13 protein-coding genes and 1 pseudogene are annotated in these 13,508 nt (G+C 57.7%); 4 read left to right on the plus strand and 10 right to left on the minus strand.

What is annotated here, in order from left to right:
• Positions 1 to 68: 68 nt before the first annotated feature.
• Positions 69 to 827, minus strand: coding sequence for a cupin domain-containing protein (locus tag B1756_RS13915; RefSeq protein ID WP_228434378.1), 759 nt, complete (start codon positions 825 to 827; stop codon positions 69 to 71).
• A gap of 30 nt (positions 828 to 857) precedes the next feature.
• Here B1756_RS13915 and B1756_RS20320 point away from each other — a divergent pair, with 30 nt between their 5' ends.
• Positions 858 to 1,031, plus strand: a complete 174-nt coding sequence (locus tag B1756_RS20320) for a hypothetical protein (RefSeq protein WP_422656507.1) — start codon at positions 858 to 860, stop codon at positions 1,029 to 1,031.
• Positions 1,032 to 1,286: 255 nt separating this feature from the next.
• On the plus strand, positions 1,287 to 1,712 hold the full coding sequence (locus B1756_RS13920) for an EamA family transporter (protein ID WP_086889093.1): 426 nt from the start codon (positions 1,287 to 1,289) through the stop codon (positions 1,710 to 1,712).
• 137 nt (positions 1,713 to 1,849) lie between these two features.
• On the opposite strand, the gene B1756_RS13925 is transcribed toward B1756_RS13920, so the two are convergent.
• From B1756_RS13925 to B1756_RS19905, 8 genes and pseudogenes are all read right to left on the minus strand, one after another.
• The gene (locus tag B1756_RS13925) at positions 1,850 to 3,175 is read right to left on the minus strand and encodes a glutamate-5-semialdehyde dehydrogenase (RefSeq protein WP_086889094.1); all 1,326 of its coding nucleotides are present in this window, start codon (positions 3,173 to 3,175) and stop codon (positions 1,850 to 1,852) included.
• Positions 3,168 to 4,031 carry a glutamate 5-kinase gene (gene proB, locus B1756_RS13930; RefSeq protein ID WP_086889095.1) on the minus strand — a complete coding sequence of 288 codons (864 nt, stop codon included), beginning with the start codon at positions 4,029 to 4,031 and terminating at the stop codon, positions 3,168 to 3,170. Before proB ends, B1756_RS13925 begins: the two co-directional genes overlap by 8 nt.
• Complete coding sequence (proC, locus tag B1756_RS13935; protein WP_086889096.1) at positions 4,024 to 4,794, minus strand: pyrroline-5-carboxylate reductase; 771 nt, start codon at positions 4,792 to 4,794, stop codon at positions 4,024 to 4,026. Before proC ends, proB begins: the two co-directional genes overlap by 8 nt.
• Positions 4,795 to 5,173: 379 nt before the next feature.
• Positions 5,174 to 5,893 (minus strand): annotated as a pseudogene (locus B1756_RS13940) (RNA-guided endonuclease TnpB family protein); the annotation flags it as partial.
• Positions 5,894 to 6,236: 343 nt separating this feature from the next.
• Positions 6,237 to 7,274, minus strand: coding sequence for a DUF7958 family protein (locus B1756_RS13945; RefSeq protein WP_086889097.1), 1,038 nt, complete (start codon positions 7,272 to 7,274; stop codon positions 6,237 to 6,239).
• A 3-nt stretch (positions 7,275 to 7,277) separates the two neighbouring features.
• Entirely contained in the window at positions 7,278 to 8,162 is an 885-nt protein-coding gene (locus B1756_RS13950) for a hypothetical protein (RefSeq protein ID WP_228434380.1), read from the minus strand.
• Positions 8,163 to 8,342: 180 nt separating this feature from the next.
• Positions 8,343 to 9,347 (minus strand): DUF7958 family protein, encoded by a 1,005-nt coding sequence (locus tag B1756_RS13955; protein ID WP_086889098.1) that lies wholly within the window; start codon positions 9,345 to 9,347, stop codon positions 8,343 to 8,345.
• 2 nt (positions 9,348 to 9,349) lie between these two features.
• Positions 9,350 to 10,573 carry an eCIS core domain-containing protein gene (locus B1756_RS19905; RefSeq protein WP_228434619.1) on the minus strand — a complete coding sequence of 408 codons (1,224 nt, stop codon included), beginning with the start codon at positions 10,571 to 10,573 and terminating at the stop codon, positions 9,350 to 9,352.
• A 341-nt stretch (positions 10,574 to 10,914) separates the two neighbouring features.
• On the opposite strand from B1756_RS19905, the gene B1756_RS13965 reads away from it, so the two are divergent.
• A complete protein-coding gene (locus B1756_RS13965) occupies positions 10,915 to 11,739 on the plus strand; it encodes an IS5 family transposase (RefSeq protein ID WP_086889099.1) in 825 nt (274 codons plus the stop codon).
• 77 nt (positions 11,740 to 11,816) lie between these two features.
• On the opposite strand, the gene B1756_RS13970 is transcribed toward B1756_RS13965, so the two are convergent.
• Positions 11,817 to 12,452 (minus strand): IS6 family transposase, encoded by a 636-nt coding sequence (locus tag B1756_RS13970; protein ID WP_086889100.1) that lies wholly within the window; start codon positions 12,450 to 12,452, stop codon positions 11,817 to 11,819.
• 150 nt (positions 12,453 to 12,602) lie between these two features.
• Here B1756_RS13970 and rdfA point away from each other — a divergent pair, with 150 nt between their 5' ends.
• Complete coding sequence (gene rdfA, locus B1756_RS20230; protein ID WP_152031312.1) at positions 12,603 to 13,223, plus strand: rod-determining factor RdfA; 621 nt, start codon at positions 12,603 to 12,605, stop codon at positions 13,221 to 13,223.
• Positions 13,224 to 13,508: the final 285 nt, after the last annotated feature.

Genomic DNA, 13,508 nt, shown 5'->3' on the forward strand with positions numbered 1-13,508 from the left:
ACGAGATCTGACTTGATTTGCGATGACCGTGATCGCTCGATGCAAGGAACGTATGATCATCCCATTCGTCAACACTCTACCGGCGCGACGTTCTCCATCGGCGGTTCGCCATCAGGAATTCCGAGGGCAAACACGTACGCTCTCGCCTCCTCCGTCTCGCTGGGATTGAACGAATTGACGACATCTCCGTCGTCAAGGAGTGACTCACCCGCTGTGTATGTACGAGACACGCAATCTCGCTCGAAAATCACTTCGAGTTCTCCCTCAACAATGTTGAGAATAAGTGGCCCCGGGTGGGTGTGCCACCCCCCTGTGCCTCCCGGCTCCCAGCGAGCTTCGAGGAACATGGTGGTGGAGGCATCGTCCAACTCAACCACGATGGGTTCATCAACTTCGTGATAGCTGGCCTCGAGCGTCGCGGTCACGTCGTCCGGGAAGGGTGCGTGTGCTGCAAGCAGTTCGGTCTCGAATCCCTCGGGTTCATCGACGTTGTCGCTTTCTTCGACATCGTTACTGTCAGCGGCGTCTTCTTCGTCTACAGCGGCGGTCGTAGCGGTACCCATACCGAGCGCGCCCGCTGCGACAGCGCTGGCTTTCAGCACTGTTCTGCGTAACACATCGTCGATTGGTTCATTGTCGGAAGTCATAGGAGCACTCTTGTTTGTATCGCTTTCCGCGAACCGAACTACGAGAAACGAGTACAGATAGCTATTCACTGCCAGTTCAGCAGTCGTCGATTGCACTGCAACAGCATACACCTGATCATCGCCTGCACGGTCGTCAGAGACTGCAGAAATTGCAGAAGATAGCCATCTAACTTTCCGCATAGTAGCGGTTCTCGTTGGGACGGTGAAAAGATGCAAACATCAGAAATACGGAAAGTCACGTGTCCGAAGTGTGGAGAATTCAGTAACGTTTCAGTCACCGAAGCGGACGTGGAACTAATAACCAGCCCGTACAGACGTGCGTTCGGCGACTACACGAAAATCGAATGCCTGGGCGGGCACATCTTCTGGGTCTACTACTGTTAACTGAACGCGTTTGCTATTAGTCGTTCAGTTTGCAGGTACACGTGGCTGATTCAGCATAGATCAGTCGGAAGAAACGAAGGTCTTTTGCTACATATCCTCTGGATGTTGCACGACCATTCTGCCAGCTACTGGATAGGTCGAGCGAAGCGTGCTGAGTAGATAGCGCAAGTCGGTCACTGGCAGTTTGTCCCTCCCCCTAGATCAGGATCGCTACAAGCAGCGTCTTTTCCCGACACAGGGACGAAGCGACAACCGATGGAAGTCCCAGAGGTAAATGCGGCTGTGGCATTCGGATTACTGACGATGGTTTCGTGGGGTATCTGGATCGTCGTGGGGAACGCTGCGTCAGAGTCCATCGACCCGGCGACGGCTGCTGCGATATCGTATCTCGTCGCAGCCATCCTCGCAGTCGGGTACGTTTTCGTGTCAGGTGCCTCACTGGCCATCACGCCACGAGGCGGGGCGCTCGCTGGCGTGGCTGGAATGTTCGCCGGTATTGGCTTCGTCTCGATGTACATCGGCCTCTCACGTGGCTCGACGACGGTCGTCTCGACGCTCGGTGCCATGTATTTCGTCGTCGCAGCGTTCATCGGAATGGCTGTGCTTGGAGACGAAATTACCGTAACGAGAGTCGCAGGGCTCCTGCTCGCGGGCGTCGGTATCATCCTCGTCGCTCGATAACCGAGCCGTTCACTCCAACTATAGTAACAATTGCAACGATTCACACTGATCGCCGATCCGTCTGGTGATCAGGTGTGCACTGACTTGCAGTCGCTACGATAGCTGACCAATAGAAACTCGAGACCGCTCCCCTGCCGTCACTCGCTCGAGCCGCCGGGGGTCCACTCGCCGTCGAACTCCTCGTGGAGGTACGGTTTGGCGTTCTCACCGGCGTAGGTGGCGACGCGGTGGCCGTCGCCCTCGAGGTGGTACTTGTAGGTGGTCAGCCCCTCGAGGCCGACGGGGCCGCGGGCGTGGATCTTGCCGGTGGAGATGCCCACCTCGGCGCCGAGGCCGTAGCGGAAGCCGTCCGCGAAGCGCGTCGAGGCGTTGTGGAAGACGCTCGCGGAATCGAGGCTGCGCATGAACCGGCCGGCGCGTCCGTCGTCCTCGGTGACGATCGACTCGGTGTGTTTCGAGCCGTAGGTGGTGATGTGCTCGAGTGCGGCCTCGAGCGAGTCGACGACTTTGATCGAGAGCTCGAGGTCGCCGTACTCGGTCGCCCAGTCTTCGTCGGTCGCAGCGCCGACGTCGACGACATCGCGGACGCGGTCGTCGCCGCGGAGGTCGACGCCTGCCTCCTCGTACTGAGCGACCATCTCGGGGAGGAAGTCGGCGGCGACGTCTTCGTGGACGAGCAGCGTCTCGACGGCGTTACAGACTGCGGGGTACTGCACCTTCGCGTCGAAGGCGATCTCGGTGGCCATCTCGAGGTCGGCGGCGTCGTCGACGTAGACGTGACAGATCCCTTCGGTGTGCCCGAGCACGGGAATCGAGGTGTTGTCCTGGATGTACTGGACGAACTCCGAGCTTCCGCGGGGCATCAACAGGTCGATCTGTTCGTCCATCTCGAGCAACGCCTGAACGTCCTCGCGGGCTTCGATCAGCTGGGCCCAGCCGTCGGGCAGGTCGGCGGTGGCCTCCTCGATGATCTCGTAGAGCACGCGGTTCGAGTGGCTGGCCTCGCTGCCACCCTTCAGGATGACGGCGTTACCGGACTTCAGGCTGAGCGCGGCGATCTGGACCAGCGCGTCGGGGCGGGATTCGAAGACCGTCCCGACGACGCCGATCGGCACGGCGACCCTGTACAGTTCGAGGTCCTCGTCGAGGCGTCGCGACTCGAGGGTCTTCCCGAGGGGGTCGTCCTGCTCGGCGACGCTGCGGACCATCTCGCTGATGTCCTCGAGTTTCGACGGCGAGAGCTTCAGCCGGTCGACCAGCGCCTGACTGTACTCGCCTTCTGCGAGCAGTTTCTCGCCTGCCCCGACGTCCTTTTCGTTGGCCGTGAGGATCTCGTCGTGGCGCTCGTCGATCGCGTCGGCGATCGCCTGCAGGCCCGCTCGCCGCTGCTCGTCAGAGAGCTGGGCGAGCTCGAGGGCTGCGTCCTGTGCCTCCTGTACTTTGGCTGCTGCGTTTTCAGTCATGGATGACACCGTTGATAGGAACGAATACTGTGCCCACTGGCTTGGCACCAGCGATTTTCTCGAGCACGTCGGGTTCGGTCGAGCGGGCGATGATCGCCGGGATGCCGTGTTCGCTGACCTCGCGTGCACCGCTGACTTTCGTCTGGATGCCGCCGAAGACCGTCGTCGAACTCTCGTCGATGATCTCCTCGACGGCGTCGTAGTTTCGCCCGACGGCCTCGATCAACTCGGCGTCGGGGTCGCGTTCGGGGTTGCCGGTGTAGACCCCGTCGACGTCGGTCAGCGTCACGAGCAGGTCGACGTCGACGCCGATGGCGACCGACGCCGAGAGCATGTCGTTGTCGCCGATCCGGATCTCCGTGGTCGCCACCGCGTCGTTCTCGTTGACGATCGGGACGATACCCCACTCGAGCAGCGTCTCGATCGTGTTCCGGACGTTCGTAAAGCGCTCGGGGTTCTCGAGGTCGTGCTGGGTGAGCAGGAGCTGGGCGATCTTGCGGTCGTAGCGGTCGAAACTCTCGGTGTAGCGCTGCATCAGGTAGCTCTGGCCGACCGTCGACAGCGCCTGTGATTCCTCGACGGTATCGCTGTCGTAGCCGACCCGACCGATGCCAGCACCCACCGCACCCGAGGAGACGAGGATCACGTCCTTGTCCTGTGCGTGGAGGTCGGCGATGTCGTCGACCAGCTTGTCGAGTTTCTCGTCGTCTAGGTTCGACTCGGCGTCAGTCAGCGAGTTCGTCCCGGCCTTGACGACGACGCGGTCGGCGTCGGCGGCGAGCGCGCGGGTCTGTTCGACCTCCTCGGGGTCGACGCCGTTTTTCACCGATTCCTGCCAGTCGGTATCGTTACTCATCGTCCCCCGCGAGTTCTCTCGAGCGTCGTTCGGCCGCGAGGACGGCGTCGGTGACGGCCTCGTCGGCGGTGCTGTCCCACAGGACTTCCATCCCCTCGATGGTCGTCCCGTTCGGCGAGCAGACGGCGTCGATCAGGTCGTCGATCGACCGCTCCGATCGCAGGACGGTCTCGGCGGCACCCTTGAACGTCTGGGCGGCCAGCGTTCGGGCCTCCTCGGGCTCGAGGCCGCGCTCGACGCCGGCGTCTTGCATCGCCCCGAGCAAGTAGAAGACGAACGCCGGGCCGCTGCCATTGACTGCCGTCGCGATGTCCATCTGGGATTCGTCGACGGCGACGAACTCGCCGACGTCGTCGAGTAGCTCCTCGACCACGGCGGGGATCTCCTCGCCAGTCACCGCAGCGGCCATATTCTGTGTCGCGGCCGCCAGATTCGGCATGACGCGGACCACGCTCGCCTCGGTCTGCGGCTCGAGCCGGTCCGTCCGGACCCCGGCCGCGATCGAGACGAGGGTTTGCTCCGGCGAGAGATCGATCTCCTCGAGCACGACGTCGACGATGTCGGGTTTGACCGCCAGTACGACGACGTCGGCCGCGGCGGCGACGCCGGTGTCGTCGGTCGTCTCGTCGACGAACTCGGCGACGGCCTCGCGGGCGTCCGGATCGAGGTCACACGCCGTCAGCGTGTACCCGTCTGCCTTCGAGAGCCCCTCGAGCAGGGCACCGCCCATGTTTCCACAGCCGATGACGCTCACGTGAATCATCCTTGGTACAAGCAAGGTGGGCAGGCAGACATACACCTTTGGCTTTTCGTCCGGAGCTCGAGGGCGGTCGTAATTGGGTGGGTTGGAAGCGAGTGGTATGTGGACATCACCAATATTCACCCAAGAGAACGGCGCTGTGAAAACTACGATACAGTAACAGTTTGACTGTGGTTAAATTGAATCTTAGTATGGGTCGATACAGGCCAGAAAAAGGTTGATAAATTTATTACCCCCTCGAATCGTAAGAGTGATCAGATGGGTATACAGCGATTGTGGACTCAAATTGGGGACTGGCTCCGAAACCGCTCACGTGTCACGTTTTCTGTTGTGACATCCTCCGCGCCGTGAACGGCGCGGCTTCCCGGCATGGGAATACCAGCTACGTTTCGCTGTTGCTGGCAGAGGGTTCCGACCCGTGGAAAGTCGAGAGAGTCATCTGCGAGGGTTCCTCGCTCGTCTCTCGGTGTCGTTCGAAAGACGCGTCGCGTCTTTCGTGATCACGAGACGGCTCCGCCGTCTCGAACGAGGTCGTGGCGCTGTCACAGGCGCTCCCATCCCGTGAGATGTCATCGCCCGCCGGTTTCAGCGGCAGGCTCTCACCCCACGGGTCATGGCGGCCAGCGATGTTGACCGCCGCGTTGATGTCTGCGTGGTACTCCGATACCCAACACTCGTCGTTCTGGCACCGGAACACGTCACCGTTCCGGTGCCCGACGTGACCGCACTCGTGACACGTCTGACTCGTGTACTCTGGTCGGACGTATTCGACCGGAAGCCCTGCCTCTCGTGCCTTGTCATCGATGCGCTGTTGAAGCCGAGCGAACGCCCATGCGTGGAGTCGTCGGTTCATCCACTCACCGTAATCGAGGTCTTCACGGATGTCCGAAAGATCTTCCAGCACAAGCACTGGCTTCTCGAATCGACAAGCATACTCGACAGCACGTCGAGACGCCTTCTCGATGATGTCTGTGAGTGCGTTCTGGTAGTGGTCGAATCGCTCGTCTATCCGCCACTGTGAGGCGTCACGCTCTTGGAGTCGCTTGAGCGTCGTGAACATCTCTTTGCGAAGGTGACGAGCGCGACCACCGTTGATTTGTCGCTTGTCTCGTTGTCCGAGTCCGAGTTCGAGCGCGCGTTCCGAGAACGCGTCCAGTCTGTCATCGTCTACGCCTCCAGTCGCGGTTGGTGCGTCCGTACTTGGGGGTTCGATTGGACATACTCGCCTTGATTTCTATTCTAACACGGGCACCATAATTCTTTCCGTGCTAACTATATTCTGTAAGAACATATGGAAGTGATACGTGGTTGGAGAGATGGAGAATTACCACTTCTAACCGAGGAATAATTGGAATGCGATGAATATGTACACCGACGCCGGAGACCACTTGCGCGCGGAGTTCGAGCGGATCGGCGCGGTTCTCGAGTAATCAGTATTAGTTCAGTCAGTTCAGCAGTGAGTTCACACTGCCGAGCAGGGAGTCGTCACCGAAGTATTTCGAGTCGAGATCGGAGAGATACGCCCCGTCCTCATCAGGAGCATGGTAGTCTGGGTAGAAGTCGACCTCCTCGTAGGCGAGCGCAGCGGCAATATGGCCCAGACCCAGGATCTGATACTCCTCGGGCGGCATAACGCCCATCCGAACGAAGCAATCCCGAATCTGACACGCCAGGTCGAACGACAATCCGTGCTGGAACTGCTCCAGCGTGCCGGGATCGACCGGTGGTTCCTCGAATCGAGCGTCGGGTTCCCTGTCGGGTTCGATGGCCGTTGTGACCTGTTCGATGCCGTCGTGGTCGAGATACGCCATGTGCAGTTCAGAGGTTGTATCCACGTAGAATCCCTCGGCCAACTCCGCCAGTTCGTCCTCGTTGGACTGTGCGAACAACTCCGTCGAAAAGCCGGACCAGGTCTCGAGGCCATCGTCTGTTAGTCCAGCTAGTGATGTCCCTTTCGGTGACTGTTGATCCAGGTCGAGTCCAAACTCGGTGGCCAGTTCTCGAGCGTCATCCGCGAGATCGGTCTCGAGGGGATCGAGCCCGAGGTAGACGTGCTTGCGATAGAGGTGGTAGTCTTCGTCCTGGGAATCCGACGGTGGATGGAGAACGCGCTCGGTGTCCTCGTCGTGGTGGCTTTTCAGTTGCTGGTAGAGATCGCCGAAGTGGTCCTCGAATTCCTCGAGGTCCATCGAGTCGATCGCTGAACGAACCGCCTGCAGGTGGACGGGATTTTTCCACTTCGGGGTGACTGTGTCGTAGCCACGATTCAGGAACACGTAGTACTGGGCGTAGCGGCGGGCCTGTTTGCCGTGTTCGCTTTCTTCTCGAGTGCGCTTTTCAGGGTTTTGTGAATAAGCTTCGGAATCGTGAGCGTAAACCTCACCATCGATTTTGCGCATCTCCATTCTGTGCTTGTTGCCAGCGTTATCAACGACGTGAAGACCGATATTTTCGTCATTCTCTCCTGTGATTTCTGCTTTCATAATTTAAGCTAGACCATCGAAGTTATCGCCCCACTCATCATCCTCGTCACGGCCACCGAGCCAGCCCGGTAGACGGTCGCGCAAGGCACCAGCCTTCTCATGGACGCGACCAGATGCCATTTGCTCGGCAGTCTGACCGATGGCAGGGCTGGTATCAAGCATCCCTTTGGTGGCAGCTCCAGCTAATGCCGCACCGGCGATCGCACCAAATGGGCCTGCCAGTCCTAACGCGGCAATCCCCCCGCCAGTCGCCAACCCGGCCCCACTCGAGAGGACGTCCTTTCCAGCCTCGGAGACCATCTGTCGTTTGGTCGAGGCGGGCCGGATCTGTTCGGAGACGTACTTGCCGAGTTCGGACACCTGCTCCTCGAGATTTTCGACACGCTCTTCGACCGAGCCCTCGGTGCCACCCATCTGGGCGTAACTGTCAGCTTCGGCCTCCTGAGCGGTTTTCTGTGCCTCGTGGTTGAACTTCACGAAACTCGCTGCAGTACTGCCGATATCGGCGATGGCCCCCGTAAACCGCTGGACGTGGATTTCGGTGTCGGCCATCTCGCCCTCGAGTTGCTGGCCGGGTTCGGAGACGACCGCTCGCACTGAATCGGGGACGCTGGCCTCGCCTGCGGGTTCGTGGTCACGGTGGGCGGCTTTGTTCCGGTGCAGCGAGGCTTCGGTTTGCTGTTCGATATCGTGTGGGACTTCAGCCGGCCGGGTCTGCTGGCGCTCACGGAAGGCGGCCATCTCGCTGGGCGTGCCCATCGCGTTGGTGGGCATCCCCTCGGCAGCCCACTGACGCGTATCGGCGTGGCCGTACTCTTTGGCCGTGCGCTGTAACGTTGCTCGCTGGGTCTCGGTCGGCTCGAGACTCGCGCCTTCTCGGGATATCACGGATATGAGTGTGGCGTTAGTCGGTTGTTGTCTCTCGATATCTGTCATATCCTGTCAGTGAGTTATGCTGTGGCGAGCAGTCGACCGTTGTCGGGATCGGTGAAGTCGGGAATCGATGGCCGTTGTGGCCTGTTCTTGGCTAATATAACCGAAATATTTTATGTGTCTCTGTAGGGAGAATCAAGCGTTTGGGTGAACGCGCCGTGTCTCTCCTTCGTGTTCGTACGCGTTCTCAGGCGTCTGTTCTTCGTACCACGTGCTAATTTCTGCATCCGGATCGAAGTACTCGTCGTAGAAGTCGTAATGGGAATACCACGTCGAAGCATCGTGGCGTCCGTGACCCAAGATTCGGAACTGTTCCGGTGGGGCAATCCCCATTGCAAGGTAGCAATCCCGGACCTGACAGACCAGGTTTCGGACGAGCTGGGTTTTTAGATCGACGAACGAGTCAGGTTCATACGCGAAAATCTCGATACGGGCGTCAGGCTCGCGCTCGAGATCGGGCTGTGTGCCCCATTGAGTGTGATACTGTCCGAGTGCATCGTCCCAATGGACGTGCACACCCGAGACAGCTTCGACGAGTGCCCCGTCTCGGATGTTCGGCATCGACTCGAGGTCGACACCGGCAGCGTCAGCGATTGCCTCAGCATCCAGTTCGTCAATAGTTGCTCCTGCAACTTCGTCCTCAAGTAGGTCGACGACGTGGGGGTCAGTCAGTATATCTGCGTAGGCGCTAGCCGTCTCTGAGTCCATTCCGAGGTAGATGTCCTGTTGATAGACTGCCTCCTCGGGTGTGACCCCCTCAGGCATCCTGATCGATGACTCGGCATCGGTATAGATACTTCGCAGGTGGTGGTAGAGCTCACCGAAGAACGAATTGGCGACATCCGCCGAGAGGGGCGTTAACGCTACGGCCGCCTGGGCAATTTGGTCCGGGTTCTTTGTCGGCTCGAGCGTGTCGTAGCCGCGTTTGCGGTATACCCAGTAGCGGGCAAACCGGCGAGCCTGATTGACGTGCTCGTTGCCCGCTTCGGTACGGTCGTCGGGATCATCTGGATAACCGTCTTGTTGATGGCCGGTTATCTCACCACCGTGAGTCATCTCAATAAGATGTTCGACACCACCATTATCTCGTAGGTTAACACCGACAACCCCGTTTCCTTCTCCAGTGACAACAGCCTTCATGACTAAACATTACCTCCCTGAGCGTGTCCCTCCAAATCCGTTCCAGTGGCAGCTTTAGCGGCTTTGACGGCCTCATCCTTGATTTTGGAAGCCCATTGGCTCGGTGAGTCTGCGAGGATACTTTCCCACTCTTCTGAAATTCCGATATCCTGAAGGCTGTCTGGGTTAGCGACCTTATTTTCGGCAGTGGTTTTCGCTTGGTTCGCTGCCTGGGTTACGACGTCCTGGCTGTTGTCAAGAACTTCGCCAGCAGCACCCGCGGTCACTATTTTGAGTCCGGTTTTGACCACGACTTCGGCCCAATCCTCTTGATCCATCTCACGGGCGCCTCTTCCGATATTCCCGAATATTTCGGACGTTTTCTCTACGAGCGTCCCTAGTGGGCCGAATCCGTCCTTGACGTACTCTTTAAACGCCTCGTTGTCTGCCTCAACTGCTCCATCTTCAGCTTCTTGGAGAAGATCGGCAAACTCCTCAGGAGTCTCGTCTTTTGCCGACCGCTGTATGTGCACGTCAGTTCCCAGCCGATTGACGACTAGCGGCTCCTCACCGGAGAGCGCCTGCTCGGCCGCCGCGTCGGCCTCGCGCTCGAGTTGGGGATCAGGGTCAATCTCGAGATCAGCGCCCTCCTGGGGCATCATCGAAATCGGCGCGCCACCGTTCTGTTGTTTGACGTGGGCGAGTTCGTGCGCGAGCAAGTGCTGACCCTCAGGACTTTCGGGATCGTACTCGCCGGAATTAAACACGATATCGTTCCCGCAGGTAAACGCCTTCGCGTCGATGGCCTCAGCAGCTTTCGCTGCAGTGCCGCCCGTGTGAATGCGCACGTCCGAGAAATCGGCGTCCATCCGCTCCTCGAGGGCGCGTTGGACGGGCTGATCCAGCGGTTGGCCACCGTTGCTCAGCACGTCCAGGACCTTGCCGGGCACCTCGTCGATGGTCGTGTCGGTTCCCTCGAGCGAGCGCTGGATCTGACCCTCGTCACGACCGAATAGTCGTGGAACCGCCGAATCAGCGAGATCCACGGCGGCAGCGGAGTTATCGAACGTCGCTGCCTCGAGGTGGGTCTCCACCCGGGCATGCTCGAGGGCGGCCGCCGCCAGGGGTTTGGGGCTTCCATCCCGGACAGCAGCCGACGAAGACGTCGTGTCGGCTGTCTGTGCCTGTGACGTGTCGCTCGTCTCGTCGTCCGAGTCCGCGTTCCGGGAGCGTTTCCAGTTTGTCATCTCCCTTCCCTCCGGGAGCAAATGGTGTGTCCACGCGTGGGAGTTCGATTGGGCATGCTTGTCTTACTATTTCTTCTAACACGAGCACCATAATTCTTTTCCAAATGAATGTCTTCTATAATCCTACAATGGAGTCTAGACGTGCTGGAAGAACTGTGAAATTATCCACCCTGGATGGAGCCTAAGAGGGGAAGTGAATATGTACACTGACGCTGGGGACCACTTGCGCGCAGAGTTCAACCGGATCTGCGCGATTCTCGAGCAATCTGCTCTGTTGAAGAGCGATCTAATCAGCTGATATCACGGGTTAGAAGGGTGAAGTCGAGGAAATCGAGGTTGGTATGGAAATCGACATCCTCGACTTCGTTGAGCAGTGTCGAGACCTAGCTAAACAAGCGTTGGGGAAGCACGCGGGCGAGCCCGCCGTTGGCGGGCTCGCCCGCTGGGTACACGTCGTTTTGCACTGTTTTCGGCTCGAAGAGGGCCATAGCTACCGTGAAACGCCGAACCGGCTGAAGTACATGTCTGAGGTTCGTGACGTACTTGACCTCGATCAGGACGAGCTGCCGGATTACAGCACGATTTGCAAGTCGTTCGATCGGCTGAAAATGTGGGTGTGGCGGGCGTTGCTGCGCGTTTCAGCGCAGCAACACCCACAGTCTGGGCACGTCGCTCTCGACAGTACGTTCTTTGATCGACGCGCTGCTTCATCGTACTACCGTCAGAGATCCGGGAACAGCGTCCAGACACTGAAAGTGACCACATTAACCGATGTAGAGTCTCTCGCAGTTCTTGACGTCCATATTTCGGACCGGTGGAAGCATGATACGAAGACAGGGCCGCAGGTCGTCCGCCGAAACGCGGACGACCTGCTTTCCGTGGCGGCTGACAAAGCCTTCCACAACTGGCACACCAAATACGAGTTCTACGCACTCGGTGTCGAACCACTGATCTTACAGCGTGGATCGAGATCACTCACGACAGGGAATAATACGCTCATCCGGACAAAAGGCTACGCTCAGCGCTGGATGGCGGAAACTTCGTACTCGACGACGAAGCGCTCGCTCGGCGATGCCGTGCGAGCGCTGGGCCGGTATCGACAGTACCGTGAAATTGTTCTCATGTTCGCGATCATCAACATAGAAAAGCTCTGTGAACCGCTCTAACCATCATTCAGCAGCTATTCAACAAAGCAGAATATTCATGAATATAGTCGCGCTTGTCACAGTAATCGTCGTCGTGTTTAGTTTGTCTCAGTGTGCCAGCGGGCAAAGGCTTGCAACCACGAATCAGCTGTTGCTGGATTGACGTGGCTGGACGAATTAGAAAACCAAGACGTTCGGCTTTTTACCTCTCTATAAACACGTTCGGTGGTGTTTCGATCACCGTGTCGTTCGCACCGAAACTCGAGAGCGCGGCGGTGGAGTGCTGCGTTCAACCACGCGGCCGAATCGACGAGAAAGAGTGCGCCTTCGGCGTCGTATTTCTCCATGAGTTCCGCAAGAAACATTTCGGTGGCAGCGGTTGTTCGGGCCGAATACAACCGAATGTGCAGAAATCGGTTCGTTGCAGTATCGACCGCTGCGTACAGCCAGTACTGCTGCCCATCGATCCAGATCACTGTCTCATCGAGTGCGACCGTGGCTGGTTCAGCACCCTCAACCGGGGCAAGATCAGCTTTGTGAACCCAGTCGTGGACGGCTTTTCGACTCCGTTCGACACCGGACTTCTCGAGTTCTCGAACTGTATTCGAAAGCGATAGTCCGCCCAGATGGAGTCGAACACCGAGCGTTATCAGCTCACGCGGTGTCCGCTCTCGCTGCACAAACTCCACGTCGACCAATCCACTAGATCCCCTGGGGCGGGCAGTTTCAGGCATAGGCACCGAACACAGCCACCGTCTCACCTCTTCATACCCAAACTAAACACCGCCGCTGGCACAATGAGGCAAACTAAACACGACGGAACGCACCATCTACGACCACAATAGATTTTAGTACTTCAAAACGTTCTATTGCATATAGCGTCTATGTCATCGTCTGATTCCAGAGCAACCAAGGTAGAGCGAGTTGCTGAAAAATATAATCTAAATTCGATAGGACAGGATTTAGCTGAGCAGTGGACTCGGGACAAAAATAGAAAGAGTCTCAGGGATCTTGAGGATTATTTCAACAAGAAGGTCCTTCAAGCTTCGTTAGAAACTGTCGATTATGAAGTGCTCGATGGTGAGTTGGATAATCTTTTCCGATTGCTAACAGGCGATGTGAGTAGCGGTACCCGAGTATCAGTTGAACGAAAGCTCGAGAAGGAAGGTGTTGACGTCGAGGGGTTACGAAAAGACTTCGTCACCTATCAGGCGATCAGAACCCATCTGATGTCAACCGAGAACGTAGAATACGAACGGGATACTCGGAATCAAGTCGAGAAGACTCGTGAACGGTTAAACCGCCTACAGGGTCGGACGAAAACTGTATCTGAAACGGAACTGGATCAATTACGGAACAGTGGCAATGTAGAGATTGGTGATTTTTCAGTATTTGTAGAATCCTACGTCTACTGTGACGACTGCAAAACCAGGATCTCCATTAACGATTTTCTGTCGCAAAAGTCCTGCGAATGCGATACCGACGATTTGATGTCCCAGTCATAACAACACTAAATCTGTGATGACCTGACTTCGTTTACTCTCTGTAAATACACATGGGCGTGACTGCTTTCTCGGTGGAATGTCACTGCTGAGAGCTGTTTCACTCCACTCACTGCTCCACCGAATCACTAAACCGAGGCGACGTACTGTGAAGAATTCTGTCGTTTAAGCCGTCACGTTATAATGACCGTGACTGTACTCCCGGAGAATCGGACGGTGACGAACCGATTTACCGGACTCAGGAGGACAGCAAGACACTATACCCCCACGTTGTATGCTAATTTAGCA

Source organism: Natrarchaeobaculum aegyptiacum, assembly GCF_002156705.1.
GTDB classification, from domain to species: Archaea; Halobacteriota; Halobacteria; order Halobacteriales; family Natrialbaceae; genus Natrarchaeobaculum; species Natrarchaeobaculum aegyptiacum.